This is a genomic window from Deltaproteobacteria bacterium (genome assembly GCA_016210045.1).
GTDB lineage: Bacteria > UBA10199 > UBA10199.
In genome coordinates this window covers 1-18,924 of record JACQUX010000031.1, presented here as the reverse complement: position 1 = coordinate 18,924, position 18,924 = coordinate 1, and the positions used below count along the sequence as shown (strand labels likewise).

11 protein-coding genes and 1 tRNA gene are annotated in these 18,924 nt (G+C 62.4%); 11 read left to right on the top strand and 1 reads right to left on the bottom strand.

Annotated elements, in window-relative coordinates:
* Positions 1-3: 3 nt before the first annotated feature.
* From HY696_09935 to tsaE, 9 genes are all read left to right on the top strand, one after another.
* A complete protein-coding gene (locus HY696_09935; protein MBI4238718.1) occupies positions 4-498 on the top strand; it encodes a bifunctional nuclease family protein in 495 nt (164 codons plus the stop codon).
* Positions 499-551: 53 nt separating this feature from the next.
* The gene (tilS, locus tag HY696_09930; protein ID MBI4238717.1) at positions 552-1,505 is read left to right on the top strand and encodes a tRNA lysidine(34) synthetase TilS; all 954 of its coding nucleotides are present in this window, start codon (positions 552-554) and stop codon (positions 1,503-1,505) included.
* A gap of 69 nt (positions 1,506-1,574) precedes the next feature.
* Positions 1,575-3,485 (top strand): ATP-dependent zinc metalloprotease FtsH, encoded by a 1,911-nt coding sequence (locus tag HY696_09925; GenBank protein ID MBI4238716.1) that lies wholly within the window; start codon positions 1,575-1,577, stop codon positions 3,483-3,485.
* 2 nt (positions 3,486-3,487) lie between these two features.
* Positions 3,488-4,291, top strand: coding sequence for a dihydropteroate synthase (gene folP / locus HY696_09920; GenBank protein MBI4238715.1), 804 nt, complete (start codon positions 3,488-3,490; stop codon positions 4,289-4,291).
* A 111-nt stretch (positions 4,292-4,402) separates the two neighbouring features.
* On the top strand, positions 4,403-5,764 hold the full coding sequence (locus HY696_09915; GenBank protein MBI4238714.1) for a phosphoglucosamine mutase: 1,362 nt from the start codon (positions 4,403-4,405) through the stop codon (positions 5,762-5,764).
* Between the two features lie 6 nt (positions 5,765-5,770).
* Entirely contained in the window at positions 5,771-6,511 is a 741-nt protein-coding gene (locus HY696_09910) for a pyridoxine 5'-phosphate synthase (GenBank protein MBI4238713.1), read from the top strand.
* On the top strand, positions 6,508-6,882 hold the full coding sequence (gene acpS / locus HY696_09905; protein ID MBI4238712.1) for a holo-ACP synthase: 375 nt from the start codon (positions 6,508-6,510) through the stop codon (positions 6,880-6,882). The genes HY696_09910 and acpS overlap by 4 nt, the downstream gene beginning before the upstream one ends.
* A gap of 95 nt (positions 6,883-6,977) precedes the next feature.
* The gene (locus HY696_09900; protein ID MBI4238711.1) at positions 6,978-8,510 is read left to right on the top strand and encodes an NAD(P)H-hydrate dehydratase; all 1,533 of its coding nucleotides are present in this window, start codon (positions 6,978-6,980) and stop codon (positions 8,508-8,510) included.
* Positions 8,492-8,935 carry a tRNA (adenosine(37)-N6)-threonylcarbamoyltransferase complex ATPase subunit type 1 TsaE gene (tsaE, locus tag HY696_09895; protein MBI4238710.1) on the top strand — a complete coding sequence of 148 codons (444 nt, stop codon included), beginning with the start codon at positions 8,492-8,494 and terminating at the stop codon, positions 8,933-8,935. Before HY696_09900 ends, tsaE begins: the two co-directional genes overlap by 19 nt.
* Positions 8,936-8,975: 40 nt before the next feature.
* Here the strand turns inward: tsaE and HY696_09890 are convergent, their stop codons facing one another.
* Entirely contained in the window at positions 8,976-17,759 is an 8,784-nt protein-coding gene (locus tag HY696_09890; GenBank protein ID MBI4238709.1) for a phosphorylase, read from the bottom strand.
* 159 nt (positions 17,760-17,918) lie between these two features.
* Here HY696_09890 and pgsA point away from each other — a divergent pair, with 159 nt between their 5' ends.
* Entirely contained in the window at positions 17,919-18,518 is a 600-nt protein-coding gene (gene pgsA, locus HY696_09885; GenBank protein MBI4238708.1) for a CDP-diacylglycerol--glycerol-3-phosphate 3-phosphatidyltransferase, read from the top strand.
* 149 nt (positions 18,519-18,667) lie between these two features.
* A tRNA-Gly gene (locus tag HY696_09880) sits at positions 18,668-18,739 on the top strand.
* The last annotated feature ends 185 nt before the right edge of the window (positions 18,740-18,924 follow it).

Here is an 18,924-nt window from a genome sequence, read left to right as displayed (position 1 = left end):
CCTATGCTGATCGAAATGAAAGTCACCGGATTGACCATCGATCCGTTCACCAGCATGCCGATCATTATCTTGAAGGACGTGGAAGAGAAGAACGTCCTCCCGATCTGGATCGGGCTGATCGAGGCCAGCGCGATCGCGACGGAGTTGGAAAAAATTCAACTCTCGCGGCCGATGACCCACGACTTGCTCCGCAATATCCTCCGCTCGGTCGGCGTGGAAGTGAATCGCGTCGCGGTCACCGATTTAGCGGACAACACCTTTTATGCGCGGATTTATCTGCGTGAAGACGGCAAAGAGATCGAACTCGATGCGCGGCCGTCCGACGCAATCGCGCTCGCGTTGCGCGCCAAGGCGCCGATCTTTGTCGAAAAAACCGTCGTGGATAAATCGCGCAAGATCGATCTTTCCAAAGAGAGCGACGCCGAATTGAAGAAACAGAAGTGGGCCGAGATCCTCGAAAGCCTGAGTCCGGAAGACTTCGGCAAATACAAGATGTGAGCTCGCAACAACCACGATTACTCTTGCCTGCGGACGTATGGGCACATGGATGCGTGTTGGGCATCTCGGGCGGTCCCGATTCCGTCACGATGCTCGATTGTTTGGCACGCCAAGCTGCGCGCACGGTGCCGGCGCCTCGATTGGTAGTGGCGCACGTCAATTACCGCTTGCGGGCCGGCGCCGATCGGGATGAGGCCTGGGTGCGCACCTTGGCCGCGCGTTACCACTATCCATGCGTCGTGTGGCATCCGGCCCCGCCGCCGCGTGGTGTGAACCTCCAGGCGTGGGCGCGCGAACAACGCTATGCCTTTTTCGTCCGCGTCGCGCGTCGCCGCCGCTTGCCGTGCGTGGCCGTGGCCCATACGGCGGACGACCAGGCCGAGACCGTGCTGTGGCATCTGCTGCGTGGAGCGGGACTGCGGGGCGTCGGAGGCATGTCCACGATTCGCGATGTCCATCCCGGGATTCGACTGGTACGGCCGTTATTGCATTGGTCGCGCGCGCACGTAACGCAGTATCTCCGGTCCCGCCATCTCCGGTCCCGCCACGATCCGACCAACCGTTCGCCGCGCTTCACCCGCAATCGCATCCGCGCCGAGCTGTTGCCACGCTGCGAGGCGTTGGTCCCCGGAGCGACCGCGCACCTCGCCGCGTTTGCCACGCGCGCGCAAGAAGACGAGGCGCTGTTGGCCGCATTGGCCGATCGCGCCATCAGGGCGCTCCATCTACGACAACAGGCCGACAGCGTGAGTTGGTCGCGGGAATATTATGGCCACTTGCCAAAACCGATCCGCGTCCGCATCTTGCGCCAGATCGTGGAACGACTGATCCCCAACGGTAGTTTGCAGGCCGATCATCTCAACACCATGGAATCGCTGATCATCCGCGGGACCGGGGCATATGGCTTGCCGGGACCGCTGACATTTTGCACAACCAAGGACCGCTGCCGGATCACGAAAGGCCCGTTGCGTCGCCTGTTGCGGCGTGATACGAAACGCCGCGTCTAAGCGACGGATTGGCACGTCATTGGGAGCTATGTAACTATGGATGAAAATCAACGCAATATCCCGCCGTTCATGAAACAGGTCCAGCGACCGCTGCTGCTCTGGTTGCTGGCGATTACGCTGTTGCTCGCGATGCTCCATCTGGTCGGAACGCCGCAGATCATGGTCGATCGGATTCGTTTCGACCAATTCCTCGGAGCGTTGGAATCGGGCCGCGTCACGGCCATAGAGATCGACGAAGAAGAATATCGCGGGACGCTCAACGATGGGACCCAATTCGTCACCGTCGGTCCGATTCAAAGTGAACAAGTCCTTTCGCAGATCAAGGGCTCGAAAGTGAAATTCAGTTACCGCCGCACCCGCGAGACCCCGTGGCAACAATTCTTGCTCTCGTGGCTTCCCACGTTGCTGTTCCTCGGATTTTTCCTCTTCTCGATGCGCCAACTGCAAATGGGGGGTGGCAAGGCGATGAGTTTTGGCCGCAGCAAAGCGCGGTTGTTAATGGATCAACAAAAGAAGGTCACGTTTGCCGATGTCGCGGGAATTGAAGAAGCGCAGGAAGAATTGGAAGAGATCATCGAATTCTTGAAAGAGCCGAAAAAATTCACCCGACTCGGCGGACACATTCCGAAAGGCGTATTGCTGATGGGCGCGCCGGGGACGGGGAAGACGCTGTTGGCCCGGGCGATTGCCGGCGAAGCGGGCGTCCCGTTTTTCAGTATGAGCGGTTCCGATTTCGTCGAGATGTTCGTCGGGGTCGGCGCCTCGCGCGTGCGGGATCTATTCGAGCAAGGCAAGAAGCACGCGCCGTGCATCATCTTCATCGACGAAATCGATGCGGTCGGGCGGAGCCGTGGGGCCGGACTCGGCGGCGGGCACGACGAGCGGGAGCAGACGTTGAATCAATTGCTCGTGGAGATGGACGGATTCGAATCGAAAGAGGGTGTGATCATCATTGCGGCCACGAATCGTCCAGATGTCCTCGATCCGGCACTGATGCGGCCCGGCCGTTTCGATCGGCGCATCATCGTGCCGCGACCCGATGTAAAGGGCCGCGAGGGGATCCTCAAAGTCCACGCGCGCAAATTGAAAGTCGTGCCCGAATTAGATCTGTCCCGCGTGGCCCGTGGCACGCCGGGGTTCAGCGGCGCCGATTTGGAATCGGTCGTGAACGAAGCGGCATTGTTAGCGGCGCGGCAAAACAAACAGGCCGTGGCGCAGGAAGATTTCGAACTTGCTAAAGATAAAGTCATGATGGGGAGCGAACGGCGTAGCTTGATCATCACGCCGGACGAAAAACGGAAGACCGCATTTCACGAGGCGGGGCATGCATTGGTGGCCAAGCTGATCCCCGGCACCGATCCGGTGCACAAGGTGTCCATCATCCCGCGTGGCCATGCGCTCGGCGTCACACAACAACTGCCGACCGACGACCGTTACACGCAAGACCGCAAATATTGCGAGGGCGCGGTCGCGGTGTTGATGGGCGGGCGTGCGGCGGAAGAGCTCGTGTTCGATCAGCCGACGACCGGCGCGGGGAATGACATTGAACGGGCCACGCATTTGGCCCGCAAGATGGTCTGCGAGTGGGGGATGAGCGATAAAATGGGGCCGTTGGCCTTCGGCAAGAAAGACGAACTCATTTTTCTCGGGCGCGAGATTTCACAGCCGGCCGAATATAGTGAAATGACCGCGCGCGAGATTGACGAAGAAATTCGCCGCATCGTGATGGAAAATTTTGCGCGGGCAAAGCAGGTCTTGCAGGCCAATCGCGATACCCTGACCGCCATTGCGGAAGCGCTGCTCGAACGCGAAGTGATCGATGGCTCCGAGATCGACCGATTGCTGCGCGGCGAAACCCTGAATCCACAGACCCCGGCTGCCAGTACGTCGCCACCGACGCCGACGACTGCGACTCCGACTGTCTCGGAGGGACGCGATCCGCCAGTGCGCGCCCCGATCCCCGCGCCCAGTCGGGCGTGAGTATGAGTCCGTTCCATGTCATCGGCATCATTAATACGACTCCTGACTCCTTTTCGGACGGAGGGCGGTATATCTCTGCCGATGACGCGATCGAGACTGCGCTCGATATGATCGAGCAAGGGGCAGACGGGATCGACGTCGGCGGGGAATCGACGCGGCCGGGTGCGCAGCCGATCTCGCCGGACATGGAATGTGAGCGCGTGCTGCCGGTCATCGCAGGGATTCGGCGCGGGCATCCGGCGGTCCCGATCTCCATCGACACGAGCAAGTCCGTCGTTGCGGCGCGCGCGATCGAAGCCGGCGCGACGATCATTAACGACATCACGGCGGGAGTTGCAGATCCGGCTATGCTGCCACTTGCGGCGCGGTTAGGCGCGTCACTGATCTTGATGCACATGCAGGGAACTCCGCGCACCATGCAGGCCGCGCCGACGTATGCGGATGTCGTCACCGAGGTGCGCGACTATTTGGCCGCCCGCCTCGCAGCGGCTGAAGCCGCAGGGATCCCGCGCACCCGCGTGATTCTCGATCCGGGGATCGGATTCGGGAAGACGCCGGCACACAATATTGCGTTGCTGCAGCACCTGCACACGCTGGTTGCGGTCGGCGCGCCGGTCTTGGTCGGGGTCTCGCGCAAGTCGCTGATTGGGCACTTGCTCGGCGGTCGAGACATCACCGAACGCTTGGAAGGCGGGTTGGCGTTGATGGGACTGGCCGCCCAACAAGGCGCCACCTATTTCCGAGTGCACGACGTATTGCCGACCCGGCGATTTCTTACCGTGTGGCAGAAGGTGACTGGTGACTAGGAAACGGACCGCGAGTCACCGTTTTTCACGAGCCACTAGCCACCAGTCACTAGTCACGAATTCCGTTCCCCCATTGCATTCCCCTCCCTTTTCCGCTAGGTCTCGCCCGCTATGGTGGCGGAACGAAAGCTGTTTGGGACCGACGGCGTCCGGGGCATCGCGAATCGCTATCCGATGACCTCGGAAGTTGCACTCGCACTCGGCCGCGCGGCGGCACACGTGCTGCGCCGCGACCAACGCCGACACGCGGTCGTGATCGGCAAAGACACGCGGTTGTCGGGGTACATGTTGGAAACTGCGTTGGCGTCCGGCGTGTGTTCCATGGGCGTCAACGTCATGTTGGTCGGACCGTTGCCGACGCCGGGCGTCGCGTTCATCACCCGCCAAATGCGGGCGGATTTCGGCGTGATGATCTCCGCGTCTCACAATCCCTATCGCGATAACGGCATCAAATTCTTCGATCGGGCCGGCTACAAACTCTCGGACGAAATCGAAAATGAAATGGAGCAGGCGATCGATTGCGGCGAATTGGCCGCGATTCGTCCCACGGCAGAAGACATCGGCAAGGCGGTGCGGATCGACGACGCGGCCGGCCGATATATTACGTTTCTCAAATCCACCGTCCCGACGGGCATCACCTTCGAAGGTCTGAAGATCGTCCTCGATTGCGCGCACGGGGCCGCGTATCGCATTGCGCCGGCGGTTTTTTCCGAACTTGGCGCGCACGTGATCACGATGGGCGTCAATCCGGACGGTCGCAATATCAATCAAGGCTGCGGGTCGCTCCATCCCGAATCGATGGCGGCCGTGGTACGGGAGCGCGGCGCCGATTGCGGCTGTGCCTTCGACGGCGACGCCGATCGCATCATCATGTGCGACGCGCAAGGCCATTTAATCGACGGCGACACCATCTTAGCCCTGTGCGCGCGCGATATGTTACAGCGCGGCGTATTGCCGCAAAAAACGGTCGTGGCGACCACGATGAGCAATATCGGTCTCGACTTGGCGTTGCAACAACTCGGCATTCGCCTCGTGCGCAGCGACGTCGGCGATCGCTACGTACTGCAAGCCATGCGCGAAGCGGGATGCAATCTCGGCGGCGAACAATCCGGCCATATCATTTTCTCGGATTTCAACACGACCGGAGACGGGGTCTTGGGCGCTCTGCAAGTCGTGACGCTGATGTGTCGCGAAGGAAAACCACTCAGCACATTGCGCGAAATTCTCACGCCGTTGCCGCAGATCATGACGAACGTCCGCGTGCGCGAAAAACGCCCATTGGCGGACGTGGCCACCGTGACGCGTCTGATTACCCAGTTTGAACGAGAACTGGGCGGCCGCGGTCGCATCGTCGTGCGCTATTCCGGCACCGAGGCGCTGGCCCGCGTGATGGTCGAAGGGGAGAGCGGGGATCGTATCCGGACGATAGCCGACACGATCGCCGGTGAAATTGCCACGCAGCTGGGAGAGTAACGCACGATGCCACGACTGGGCGTTAACATCGATCATGTCGCGACGCTGCGCCAGGCGCGGGGGACGCGCTATCCCGACCCTGTGGCGGCGGCCGCGCTGGCGGAGCAGGCCGGAGCCGATCAAATCACGGTGCATCTCCGAGAAGATCGCCGTCACATTCAAGACTACGATGTGCGGACGTTACGCAAGACCATTAGCACCGTGCTCAATTTGGAATTGGCATGTCACGATGCGATTGTTGCGTTGGCCACCGAGGTCCGACCGGACACGGCAACGCTCGTCCCGGAGCGACGCCAAGAATTGACGACCGAGGGTGGACTGAACGTCGTCAAAGAGCAAAAGGCGTTGCGAAAAAATATTGCGCGGCTGCGAGAGGCGTCCATCCGCGTCAGTCTCTTCATCGATCCGGACCGCGTGCAAATTGAGGCGGCTCATGCATTGGAAGTCGACCTGATCGAGCTCCATACCGGCGCGTATTGCGCAGCGCCGACTGCGGCTGCGGCGGCGACGGAATTGCAACGGCTTCAAGAAGCGACCAATATGGCGCGTGCGGCCGGCATGTCCGTCGCGGCCGGACATGGATTGCATTATGAAAATCTGCGCGCCGTGGTCCGCAGCATTCCCGCGATCGAAGAATACAACATCGGGCACAGCCTGGTGGCTCGCGCCGTCTTTGTCGGCATCGAACGCGCGGTGCGCGAAATGAAACAATTATTGCAACCGAATCTGGAAGCGGGTGGGCTATGATTCTTGGGATCGGCATCGATTTAGTCGACGTGCGGCGGATGGAAGGGATCATTTTCCGCTGGCAAGAGCGGTTCTTGCGCCGCGTCTTCACCGACAAGGAAATCTCGTACTGCAACAATAAGAAAAATCCCGCCCAACGTTTTGCCACGCGCTATGCGGCGAAGGAAGCGGTCGTGAAAGCGCTCTATCCGAAAGGCGAAGAGGGGATTTGTCTCCAAGAAATCGAGATCGACGAAAAAGAACGACGGCCGGTCGTGAATCTTTACAACAGCGCGAAGAATCGCGCCGACCAAATCGGGGTCAAGAAAATCTTCGTGATGATCTCCCACGACGGCAACTATGGCGTCGCCCAAGTGATCCTTGAAGGATAACCGTCGATGAATGAGCCCCGCGCGGTCCGCGCGGGGCATCCACCTCCCTCTCCCTTTGGGGAGAGGGTTGGGTGAGGGGGAGAAAGGGCCTATTGATGCAGCTCGTCACCGCGACACAGATGCGGGCACTGGATCGCGAGGCCATCGGCGTGCGCCACATTCCGTCAATCGCGTTAATGGAACGCGCGGGTCTGGAACTCGCGAATGTCGTCGCGGCGGCGGTACCGGCACCGGGCCCGATCGGTATCGTGTTGGGACAGGGTAATAATGCCGGCGATGGATTAGTCGCCGCGCGCTATTTGCACCAACGTGGCTATCGATTGCATCTCTTTCTCACCAGCGCGCCAACGGACTTCTCGCCCGACGCCCGCGTCAATTGGGATAATCTTGCCGACCACGGCACCCGTCACCAAGTGAGCGATGGCACATGGGTACAGGCGGCCGCGTCGTGCGTATGTCTCATCGATGCACTGTTCGGCACCGGACTGGATCGTCCCGTCGCTGCGCCGACCGCGGCACTGATTACGACGTTGAACGGTCTCGGTCGACCGATCATCGCCGCCGACGTGCCGTCCGGCCTCTGCGCCACGACGGGCGCGGTCCTCGGGGTCGCCGTGCGCGCCGAAATTACCGTGGCGTTTGGGCTCCCGAAATTGGGCTGTGTGCTTGGCGAAGGACCACGCCACACCGGGCGGCTCTGTTGCGTCGATATCGGGATTCCGGTCGATCTGACGGCGGCCCTGGTGTCGTCGTATCGATGGAACGGTCCCGATGAATTCGCGAGCCACTGGCCCGTTCGTCCGGTCGAGAGCCACAAAGGCACATACGGTCACGCGCTGATCGTTGCCGGCTCGCTGGGCAAGATCGGCGCAGGCTATTTGGCGGCCCGGGCCGCGTTGCGCAGTGGCGCCGGTCTCGTCACTTATGCGTTGCCGACGACGGCCTACGATCGCTTTTCAGCCGATGCGGTCGAGGTCATGCTCGCGCCGTTGCCCGATGAAGGGAGTGGTTGCCTGACCGCCGCAGCCCTGGTTGCTCTCGGAGTGCTGTTGCGTGATAAAGCGGCGATTGCAGTAGGCCCCGGACTCGGCCAAGATCCGCGCACCGCCGATGCGCTGTACGCGCTCGTGCGCCAAGTTGAAGCCCCGCTCGTGGTCGACGCCGATGCCATCACTGCGCTCGCCGCCTCGCCGCGCGCGTTGGCGAAACGTCGCACGCCCATCATCATGACCCCGCATCCGGGCGAAATGGCACGCTGGCTGGGCGTCGAGACCGAAACCGTGCAAAACGATCGCATCGGCTGCGCCCAGCGCGTGGCGCGGGAACGAGGCTGTTACGTCGTGTTGAAAGGGCATTGGAGTGTCATCGCCACGCCGGCAGGCGAAGTCCTCATCAATCCCACCGGAAATCCCGGCATGGCCACGGCTGGAAGCGGCGACGTCTTGACCGGCGTCCTCACCGGGTTGTTGGCGCAAGGAATGCCGCCGCGCGAGGCCACGTGCGCAGCAGTCTACCTGCATGGCATGGCCGGGGACCTGGCCGCAGAACGCTTGGGGCAGGCCGCGTTGATTGCCTCTGACATCATCGATTCCTTACCCGCTGCGATCCAATGCGCCATTCCGTCATAACGCGCTCTTCAGAGGCCACGCGCGCGCTGGGTGCGGCGGTCACTCGCAGCTTGGCGCCGGGGGCGGTCGTCGCCCTTAACGGTCCGCTCGGGAGCGGCAAGACGTGTTTTGTGCAAGGCGTTGCTGCCGGGCTCGGCGTGCCGGCAGCCGTCCTCGTCAATTCGCCCACGTATGTCTTACTGAACATCTATCCGGGGAGGATTCCGCTGTATCACTTCGACTGGTATCGTCTCGATGACGCGGCGGCGTTAACCGGACTCGACCTCGAAGAATATTTCGACGGCGCCGGGATCACGATCGTCGAGTGGGCCGAAAAATTTCCGGACGCGCTTCCACCCCGAACGCACGCCATTACGTTCACGATCGGCCGCGGCAACACCCGCCGCATCTTGTTGCCGCCCGCACTTCAAGCCGTGATCGAATGAAGCCAACGTCATTGCGGCGCGGAAGGTCAGCGGCGCGCCCTCATGGCAATTCGCTGGGCCCGGCGAGCACGCAGTGAATTGTATGGGCGCGGCCGTCATCCTGGAGCGGGATGTGGTGCGGATGCGCGACGGGCTGTCCATCTAAGGTGGTGTGCGGTGTCGCGTTCGCCGCGGCCGGCGCATGGGTGAGATGAATCGTGTAGGTCGCGGTGCCGTGTCGGTAGGTGATGGTGCACTGCGGCCACACGGTCGTGCGACACGGGGCGAGACAGAGCGTGTTGCCGTGGACGCGGAAGCCCAAGACGTATTCGAGTGTCGCCCGATACATCCAGCCCGCCGCCCCGGTATACCAGCTCCAGCCGCCGCGTCCGGTGTGAGGCGGTTCCGAATACACGTCGCCGGCCAGGACGTAGGGTTCGATCGTGTAGCGCTCCGCGGCGGCGCGCGTCAGCGCATGATGGACCGGATTCAACCACGACAGGAGTTCCACCGCACGATCGCCGCGCCCCAACTGGGCCAGCGCGATGACGCTCCAGGCCGCGGCGTGCGTATACTGACCGCCATTCTCGCGGACGCCGGGCAGGTAGCCTTTGATGTATCCCGGATCGCGTGGAGTGGTGTCGAACGGCGGAGTGAAGAGTAGTGCCAGCTGGTCCGCCGGCCGGTGTAACATCTGTTCCAATGAGTCGATGGCCTGCGCGGCATGGGCCTGATCCGCGGCGCCCGAGATGACGGCCCAGGTTTGCGCGAGCGAATCGATGCGACATTCGTGATCACTGGCGGTGCCCAACGGTGTGCCGTCATCGTAGAACGCGCGTCGATACCAGGCGCCGTCCCAACCCTTTGCTTCCACCGCGTGTTGGAGTTGCGCCGCGTGCATTCGCCATCGGGTAGCGCGCTCGCTATCGCCGCGCTGTGCGGCCAACGTCGCGAATTGCGTGAGGTTCGCGTAGAGAAACCAAGCCAGCCACACGCTTTCCCCCTGACCCTGGTGGCCCACGCGATTCATCCCGTCGTTCCAATCGCCGCCGCCCATGAGCGGGAGGCCATGGCGGCCCACGGTCAGGCTGCGGTCGAGGGTGAGCGCACAATGTTCGTAGAGTGATGCGGTGTGGGCGGACACGGTGGGCGTGCCGTAGGCATCTTCCTGCTCGCGCGGCAGCGGCGGCGCATCCAGAAAGGCGATGTCGGTGTCCAGCACGGCGGTATCGCCGGTGACGGCGACGTAATGCGCCGTGACGTAGGGGAGCCACAGCAGGTCATCCGAAAAATGGGTGCGCACGCCGCAGCCGGTGGGCGGATGCCACCAGTGTTGGACATCGCCGGCGATGAACTGGCGCCCGGCCGCGCGCACGATCTGGTTCCGCGCCAGCTCGGGGCGCGCGAGCGTGAGGGCCATGACATCCTGGAGTTGATCGCGGAAGCCGAACGCACCGCCCGCTTGATAAAACGCGGAACGCGCCCAGACGCGACAGACCAGGGTTTGATAGAGCCACCAACGATTCATCATGAAATTCAGCGCGCGATCGGGGGTGTCAATCTGCACCGCGCCGAGCAGTTGGTCCCACGAGGCCACGACCTGTTGAAGGATCTCGCCTGCATCGCGGGACCGCAACGCGGTCAGTGCGACGTGCGCGGCGGCGCGATCCTCCGCTTGGCCGAGGACAAAGCAGAGCTGCAGCGTGGCGCCGGGCGCGAGTTCGATGTCGGTCTGGAGCGCGGCGCAGGGATCGAGACCCGCGCCGACTTGGCCGGAGAGTCCGTCGGTGTGGAATAGACCGACCGGTTCGCGCAGCGTGCCGTTGCGGCCGATGAATTCGGTGCGATCGCCGGTGTAAGAGAACGGCTGATGCAGTAGCGTGAACCAGGCGATCCGCTCGCCATACTCGCGACTGCGGACGTTGTGCGCCACCACGGCATCCAGCGACTCGTCGTAGGCGGTGATGGTGCTGGGCGCCATGGTCGCGCGGGAGAATCCGAGGACCCATTCGACATACGCGGTGATCGTCAGCCGCCGCGTTTTCGACGAGTGGTTGGTGAGACACAGTTGCGACACCTTGGCGGGCGCATCGCCTGCGACGAATTGGGTGAGCTCGCTGTGGATGCCGTGCGCCTGCAGCTCGAAGCGGGAGTAGCCCTGACCATGGCGGGCGAGGTAGACGGTGTCCGGCAGGCGAATCGGATGGGCCGTCGGGCTCCACAGCGCGCCGCTGTCACGATCCCGCAGATAGAAAGTTTCGCCGCTGGGATCGCACACCGGGTCGTTACTCCACGGGGTGAGTTGATTCTCCCGGCTGTTGCCCGACCAGGTATAACCGCTCCCACTTTCCGAGACCTGGAACCCGAAGTGTTCATTGGCGAGCACGTTGATCCACGGCGCGGGGGTGGTGTCGCGGCCGGTGAGGACGATGACATACTCGCGTCCGTCGGCGGTAAATCCGCCGAGGCCGTTGAAGAATTCGAGGGTCGGCAGCGGCAGCGTGGTGCCGGTACGGACCGGGAGTCGGCGCTGATGGCGCGTCGGCGGCGTCGGAATCACCTGGCGCATGCGGGTGACCTGTTCGGTCAGGCTGCCAAGGTGGCTGGAAAACGTGGCGCGGGCGGCGGCACTCAGCAGATCGAGGTCCGCCGCCGGCAGCAGATCGGCGCGCAATAAAAAGACCTTGCCGAGCGATTGCGGCAGCGGCGAGTGGCCAACGCCTCGGCTGGAATGGACCATCGCTTCCAGCGCGTTGTGCAACTCTTGCGAGTACGAGTGGGCCTTTTCGTTGAGAATCACCAGATCGACCGAGAGCCGTTTCGTGGCCAGATATTCTTGTGCCTTGAGCAGTTGCCGCACGATGTTTCGCTCTTCGATGTCGTCGATGCGGAGTAGGACGATCGGCAGATCGCCCGAGATGCTGTGCGCCCAGAGACCGGTGACATCTTTCGTATTGCGTTTCAGCACGTCGCTCGAGGGACGCAACGACATATCGGAGTACAGGAGCCGCGTGGCCAGGCGCTGAAACTGATGCGCCTCGACCGGTTCGATATTCAGATAGTGCAGTTTGACCTGAGCCTGCGTCCACGCCAAATTGGTGAGGCGTTCGAATGTCGCCGGGTCACGAAATTTTTCCGCCCGATCGAGCAGTTCCTCGCGCGTGGGCGCTACGCACGTCGACCAGGTGAGATGCACCGGCACGCCGGGCTCCAGTCGGACCGTCGTGCGCAGACTAAAGATCGGGTCGAGCACCGCGCCGACGGTATTCGTCAGTGGTTGATTGTCATACACCGCTTGCGGGTCCCGTGCCGAGCGGCTGCGGCCCAGAAAACGCGCGCGGTCGGTTTCATAGGTGGTGGGGCTGCAGACGCGCGCATCGTCTAACAACACCTGCGCCATCCAGGGCGTCGCCGCGTCGGCGGTGCGCGGTCGGCGCGTGGCGACCAGCGCATTGAGCGCCGGGACAAACTCGGTCTGCACGAATAGGTTCGAAAACGCCGGATGGGCGACGTCGGCGGCTTGGGTGTTGAGGACGATTTCGGCGTACGAGGTGACTTCAATCGTGCGCGTGTCGCTGCCGGTGTTGGTCAGGGTGAGTTGGCGGATTTCGGCGCTGTCTTCCGGGGAGATATAGATTTCCAGCGCACACACAATGCCGTCGTCTTCCCGCGAAAAGCGGGCGCGATCTTCGGTGAAGTGGACTTCATACTGATCGGCGACGACGCCGGTGGGCTGATACGTCGCGGACCAGACGCGGCCCGAGTCGGTATCTTTGAGGTAACAATAGCTCCCCCAGTGATCCTGCGTGACATCCTCGCGCCAGCGCGTGAGGGCCAGCTCATTGTAGCGGCTGAAGCCGGAACCGGCGGACGTGACCATCACACTGTATTGGCCGTCCGAGAGGAGCTGCGTATAGGGAATCGGACTGTTGGGCCGGTGATAGATGCGAACGACCGGCGAAGCGCTGTCGCGCACGATCGCCAACTGGAAGGATTCGTTGTTCGGTTGGATGGTGCCGACATTACGCGGGGTCCGTTCCTGCAGCAGCAGCTCGGTGGCTTGAATCAGCGGGTCGGCATGAAAGCGCCGCTGCATGGCGCCGTCGCCGAACACATTCGCCAGCGCGACCAGTGCCATCCCTTGATGATGCGCCATGTAGGCCTTGATCACGGCGAAGGGTTGGTCGGGCGGCAGCCGCGCGGCGGTGAAATCGAGCGCTTCATAAAATCCGTACGGACCGGACGCCCCTTTGCGTTCCAAGCGGCGCAGGTTGGCGGCCGCGGCGCCCGCGTCAAACAACGCGGCGAGAAACGTCGCGTAGGGTGCGACCACCAAATCAGCGCCCAACCCGCGTTTGAGGCCGAGGGCGGGAATGCCGAAGTTGGAATATTGATAGGTGAGGTGGGCATCCCGTTTGTGATACGCCGATTCGGAAATGCCCCACGGCACATGATGGCTGTCGCCGTAATCGATCTGGGTCCGCACGACGATGGCGCAGGTCTGCTCGAGCAGGCTGCCGCGCGGAGTCTGCATCACTAATGACGGCATGAGATATTCGAACATCGAGCCCGACCACGACACCAACGCGGCGCCGTGGTGGACGGCCGTCAGCGTGCGACCGAGTCGAAACCAATGGGCGACAGGGACATCGCCTTTCGCGATCGCAATAAAGCTGGTCAGGCGCGCTTCCGAGGCGAGGAGATCATAGTATCCGGCATCCAGCGTGTGATCGCCCACGCGCAGGCCGATCGAAAACAGTTTGCGCACCGGATCGTAGAGCATCGCGAAATCCATCTCGCGGAAGAGCCGATGACAGAATTGATGCGCGTCGGTCAGGAGTCGGATGGTCTCACGCGCGTTGACAATGGTGTGTTCCAGTGTCTCCAAGAGCGGTTCGAGAAACGGCGGCACGAGGCGTTGGGTCGATTGATTGCTGCGACGCCAGTGCAACAGCATCTCGATGACGGATTCACAATGGGCGGGGAGATCGCGCAATGCGACCGGCGTGGCCAGAGCGGCATGCAGCGTGTGGCGGCGTGATGAGTCGTCGGAAGACTCCGGCGTTGCGCTGGTATCCGCAATGTCTTCGGTCCACGCCAGCAACGTCACGACATCGCGGGCGGCACTGTCGATGTCGTTTTTTAGCGCGCGCGTCCAGGCGACGAGTTCGCGGTTGTGGTCGTCCGCCGTGGCTGCCGCCATCTGTTTTGCCGACGCCACCACCGCGCGGCTTTGGGTGAGGAGCGCGTGCCAGTAGCCAAGTTGATTGCCGCCGCGCGGCGGCGTCATGAGTTGTTGGCCCAACGTGTCCAGCTGCTGAGTCAAGTCAGACGCGCCGCGCTGCTGGTCCGAAATGTGAGCGCCGCCGTGCGCCGCCGCGTCCTGCACCAGAGAGAGCGTGGCCCGAATCCCATCGGGTACTGTCGCGAGTTGCACCGGCGCCGCCAGTCGTTCGAGGCATCCCTGGGCGACCGCAATCAGATGACCGGCCAAATTACCGTTGTCGACCGACGAAATATATTTCGGTTCGAGTGGCTGGGCGCTCAGGGTGTCGTACCAATTGAAAAAGTGCCCCTGATATTTTGGCAATGCCAGTAGACTCTTGAGCGTGTTGTGCAGACGTTCGGCCATTTCCATGGTGCCGATCCAACCGAAATCGCGCGCGGCCACCACCGACAGGAGGTAGAGCCCGAAGTTTGTGGGGGAGCTGCGATGCGCGACCACCGGTTGCGGATCCTCCTGAAAATTATCGGGGGGGAGAAAATGCTCTTCGGCGGTCACAAAGGTGGTGAAGAAGCGCCAGATGCGGCGGGCCGCCGTGGTCAAGAGTTGAATATCCTCGGGTTGCACCGGCACCAGCGGACGCACCGTGGGCGGCGAGCTGAGCCAATGTGCGATGGCCGGGGAGGCGCCCCAGAGGAGTAATAAGACGACCGCGCAATATAAGGTGACGGATGGTTCGGCGTGTTGGCCCCAGAGGATGGCCGCAGCGGCACATGCAGTCCAAAGCAGCGCGCCACGCATCCCGATCCAGAAACTGGTGGCGCTCAGGCCGGCCGTCGATTGCGTTTGTGCGGCCGTCCGCCACTCGAGCAGGTTGCGGCGACTGATGATGAGGCGAAAGAGCGTGCGTCCGATGGCGTCGATCGCGACCGAGGCATGATAGGGGAGCAAGATCAGATTCAGCAGCGACCGTTCGATCCCGAGCGCAAAATCGCGCGACGTGCCGAGGAAATGATGCCACAGCGACGGGATGCGATGGGTGGGCACGATGTCGGTGAGGAAGACCAAAATCGCGGGGACGAAGAGACTGCTGAGGGCCATGACCAACCAGCGCGCGACGTGGATCTGCGGCAGCATCAACGCCAGGACGATGAACGCCAACGTGGCCGGCGGAACGAGCGAGCGCCGCAAGTTGTCCCACATTTTCCAACGGCCGATCAACGGAATGGCGCGACCGCGCGGGCCGACCAGCCAAGGGAGCAGTTGCCAGTCGCCGCGCACCCAACGGTGTGTGCGCTGCGCGGCCACACCCGCGTGCGACGGGAAATCTTCGAAGAACTCGATGTCGCTGACAAATCCGCAGCGCACGAAATTGCCTTCAAAGAGATCGTGACTCAGCAGCGCATTCTCCGGGGCACGATGGGCCAACACCGCTTCAAACGTCGCGACCTCGTAAATGCCTTTGCCGGTGTACGAGCCTTCGTCGAAGAGATCTTGGTACACATCGGAAATCGCCGACGCATAGGGATCGATGCCCGACGGCCCGGCGGAGATGCGTTGGAAGATCGTACTTTCTGCCGTCGCGGGGAGTGAAGGCGTGATACGCGGCTGCAAAATGCCATAACCGTGGGTGACCCGGTGGGTGTGCGGATCGACGTGCGCTTGATTCAGCGGGTGCGCCAACGTCCCGATCAAATGCGCCGCCGCACCGCGCGGGAGTTTCGTGTCGGCGTCGAGGGTGATCACATAGCGCACCGCAGAGGGGACAGCGAGGGTTGCCCCGTCGGTCGGCAGATGCGAGGTGTCACGGGCGCCCTGTAAGAGGCGGTTGAACTCGTGCAGTTTGCCGCGTTTTCGTTCCCATCCCATCCATTGGCCCTGCTGCGGATTGAAGCGGCGACGTCGATGGAACAGATAAAATCGATCTTCGGAGGACGCGGTCGGTCCGAATCGGGCGTTGAGTTGCTGCACGGTGGCGATGGCGTGGTGCAACAGCAGTTCATCCGCTGTGGTGTGTTCCACCGGTGCATCGGTCCAATCCGTGAGCAGCGCAAAACGGAGGTGTTCGTCGGGATTGGCCAGGTAATAGGTCTCGAGTTGTTCGACTTGCGCGGTGATTTGTTCTCGGGTCATCAGAAAGGTCGGCACGACGACACACGTCTTCAGCGCTGCTGGGATCCCTGCTTCCAGATTTAATCGGGGAAGATAGCGCGGCCCCATCAGGGCGGCCACCAGCCGATTGGTGACGGCGACACTGATCTCGGACGCGGGCAACAGCGAGAGCAGACTCAACAGCCACAGTGGTCCGGCGAGTGGCCCCAGCAGCGCAGCGATGGCGACGAGACCGACGGTCAGTGTCACAATCGAACCGATAAAGAGCGGCCCGGCATGGCCGCGCAGCCAACGAATCGCGCGTTGTGACCAACGGGGCGTCCCGCCGATTTCGCACTCCAGCGGGACGCGCCCGGCCGAAATCAGATAATAGCCCGGATCGGTGGCGCGGATCTGCAGCGCTGACGCAGGCGCGCCGGTGTCCAACGCCTGCTGTGCGGCCGCGACCTTGGCCATCACCAAACGCGCAACCGCCAGTTCGGAGAGCGGCGCAAAACGCGCCAACTCTTCCAGCCCATGGCGATAGCGATCGCGCGAGGTAAAATCCATTCGGCAGTAGCCGGGATGGGTGCGCAGCACCGCCTCGACGAGACTGACTGCTTCAAAAAACGTCTGCCAATCGAAGACCGAGATGAGCCGCGCGCTGGTCATAATATTGCGCACCGTTTCATTCGCGGCGGTCTGACTGTTATGTTCGGCCGAGACCACTTCATCGGCGACGAGGCCGTCCTGACTGAGGCGGGTGTAGAGCCACTCGAGCAGCGGATCGATCGCGGCGTCTTGAAAGCGGAGCCGTTGCAGCAGTTGCACCGCGAAGGCGCGCGAAAAATGGATCTGCTCCAGGGCGACAATGAGCTGCGCGATGGGCCGCGCAGGCGTGGCACCCAGTCCTAACACCTCGTCGGCCAACCGGTCGGCCTCTTTGCGCGCGAGCTGGGCGTCGACGATCAGGACGGCGTGGCGGCGCAGATTTTCGATCAAGACCGCGCGTAGTGTGATCGCCACGGCCCAGAGCTCGCCGATGGTGAGCGATTGCACGCGCTGGTAGGCGAGGAGAAAATGTTTGAGGAGGTCCGGATCGAACCGGCTATCGGTGTGGGCGACAAAGGCCCACGTGATGCCGTAGACGCGCGGAAATCCCTGCAGCGGTCCATCGGCGAGCTTGGGGAGTTCGCGGTAAAAATGCGCGGGGAGATGGTCGTGAATATCCTTGAGCTGGGCCCGGACCACATGAAAATTATCGATGAGCCATTCAGCCGCCGGTGTGACGGCGCGTTGCGCGGCGACGGCCTCCAGCAGGAGATCGTAGGCGGTCTCCAGCACCCGGCGATTCTCGGCGAGCCGCGGCGCGATCTCCTGTCCCCGAATGGGATCGGCGGTGACCGATTGGGCGGCGGCCAGACTTTCGGCGTGGGCTTCCAACCGCGCCTGCGAAAAAATTTCCGAACGAATCGGTTCCTGCGCCGCGCCGTCGGCCGGGCGCCACGCGTGGCGCCGCCTCCGGAACATCGCATCAAATGTCGCGCGCAGCATCAATCTCACTCCCTAGCATTGCGGCGGGGATTTGTATTCGGCAATCAAGTGGTTGCGTGTGGCGTCGCGCACCTACAGAACGGTGTCCCAAGATATTTGCCAAAGCGGCGTGAAGTCGGTATAGGCCCCGGCGATATGCCGCGTGGCGCCTTTTATAATGTGCCCAATGTCATCAGCATTGCACGGGTCCTGCTCGTGCCGGTGATTGTCCTGTTGCTGATGAGCATCCACCCCGAAGACGCGAGCCAGACGGCGTGGAACGTCGCGGCCAGTTTTTATGCCGCACTCCTGTTCGGCGTCGGCGCAGTGTCGGACATCGTCGACGGCTTCCTCGCACGGCGCCATCAACAAATCACGATCTTCGGCAAGCTCTTCGACCCACTCGCCGACAAGTTGCTGACGTTCGGCGCCCTCGTGATGCTGATCCCGCTCCACCGGATGAGCGCTTGGGTTGTGGTTTTGCTGTTGGCCCGCGAGATCGGTGTCACTACGTTGCGCAGCATTGCGAGCGGCGAAGGGATGGTGATCACGGCCGGGAAGTGGGGCAAGATGAAGAACGCGTTCAACAACTGCGGCGTCCCCTTCATCATGCTCTACTATCCGCATTTCGGTGTCGAATGGTACTACGCCGGCTGGATCTTATTCCTCATCTCGGTCGTACTCGCCCTCGTCTCCGGATACCAATACGGCCAGATCTTTTTCCAGGAATTGACAGCCCGGGGGGCAAAAGGGTAGGGGAGAGCGCCTTCTCCCTTTGGGGAGAAGGGCAGGATGAGGGGGAGCAAGGCACGCAGCGCCTCCCCCTCACCCTGCGGCGATCTCGGCGATCGCCGCTTCCCTCTCCCCAAGGGGGAGAGGGAGATCGAGGAAGAGTATTGACGCAGGCGGGAGTAGCTCAGTGGTAGAGCGTCACCTTGCCAAGGTGAAAGTCGCGGGTTCGACCCCCGTCTCCCGCTCATTCCTTATCATTGTGGTCTTTTATCCTAACCACCGTGGGCCTGGCGCTTGCCCGTGCCCGCGCCAGGTGGAGGGGCCCGGGGCCCCAGGGGCTCTCGCAGCCGTTTTCTCCTTGCGTAATCTCAAGTCGATAACGGCTAGGGCGAGCGCGCGGCGACTCGATGGCGCCGCGATTGCGTACCCT

Bases quoted from the DNA above. Each gene is read 5' to 3' on its own strand.
- HY696_09935 (MBI4238718.1), top strand. From the start codon at position 4: ATGCTGATCGAAATGAAAGTCACCGGATTGACCATCGATCCGTTCACC.
- HY696_09925 (MBI4238716.1), top strand. From the start codon at position 1,575: ATGAAACAGGTCCAGCGACCGCTGCTGCTCTGGTTGCTGGCGATTACG.
- folP (MBI4238715.1), top strand. From the start codon at position 3,488: ATGAGTCCGTTCCATGTCATCGGCATCATTAATACGACTCCTGACTCC.
- HY696_09915 (MBI4238714.1), top strand. From the start codon at position 4,403: ATGGTGGCGGAACGAAAGCTGTTTGGGACCGACGGCGTCCGGGGCATC.
- HY696_09910 (MBI4238713.1), top strand. From the start codon at position 5,771: ATGCCACGACTGGGCGTTAACATCGATCATGTCGCGACGCTGCGCCAG.
- acpS (MBI4238712.1), top strand. From the start codon at position 6,508: ATGATTCTTGGGATCGGCATCGATTTAGTCGACGTGCGGCGGATGGAA.
- HY696_09900 (MBI4238711.1), top strand. From the start codon at position 6,978: ATGCAGCTCGTCACCGCGACACAGATGCGGGCACTGGATCGCGAGGCC.
- tsaE (MBI4238710.1), top strand. From the start codon at position 8,492: ATGCGCCATTCCGTCATAACGCGCTCTTCAGAGGCCACGCGCGCGCTG.
- HY696_09890 (MBI4238709.1), bottom strand. From the start codon at position 17,759: ATGTTCCGGAGGCGGCGCCACGCGTGGCGCCCGGCCGACGGCGCGGCG.
- pgsA (MBI4238708.1), top strand. From the start codon at position 17,919: ATGCCGCGTGGCGCCTTTTATAATGTGCCCAATGTCATCAGCATTGCA.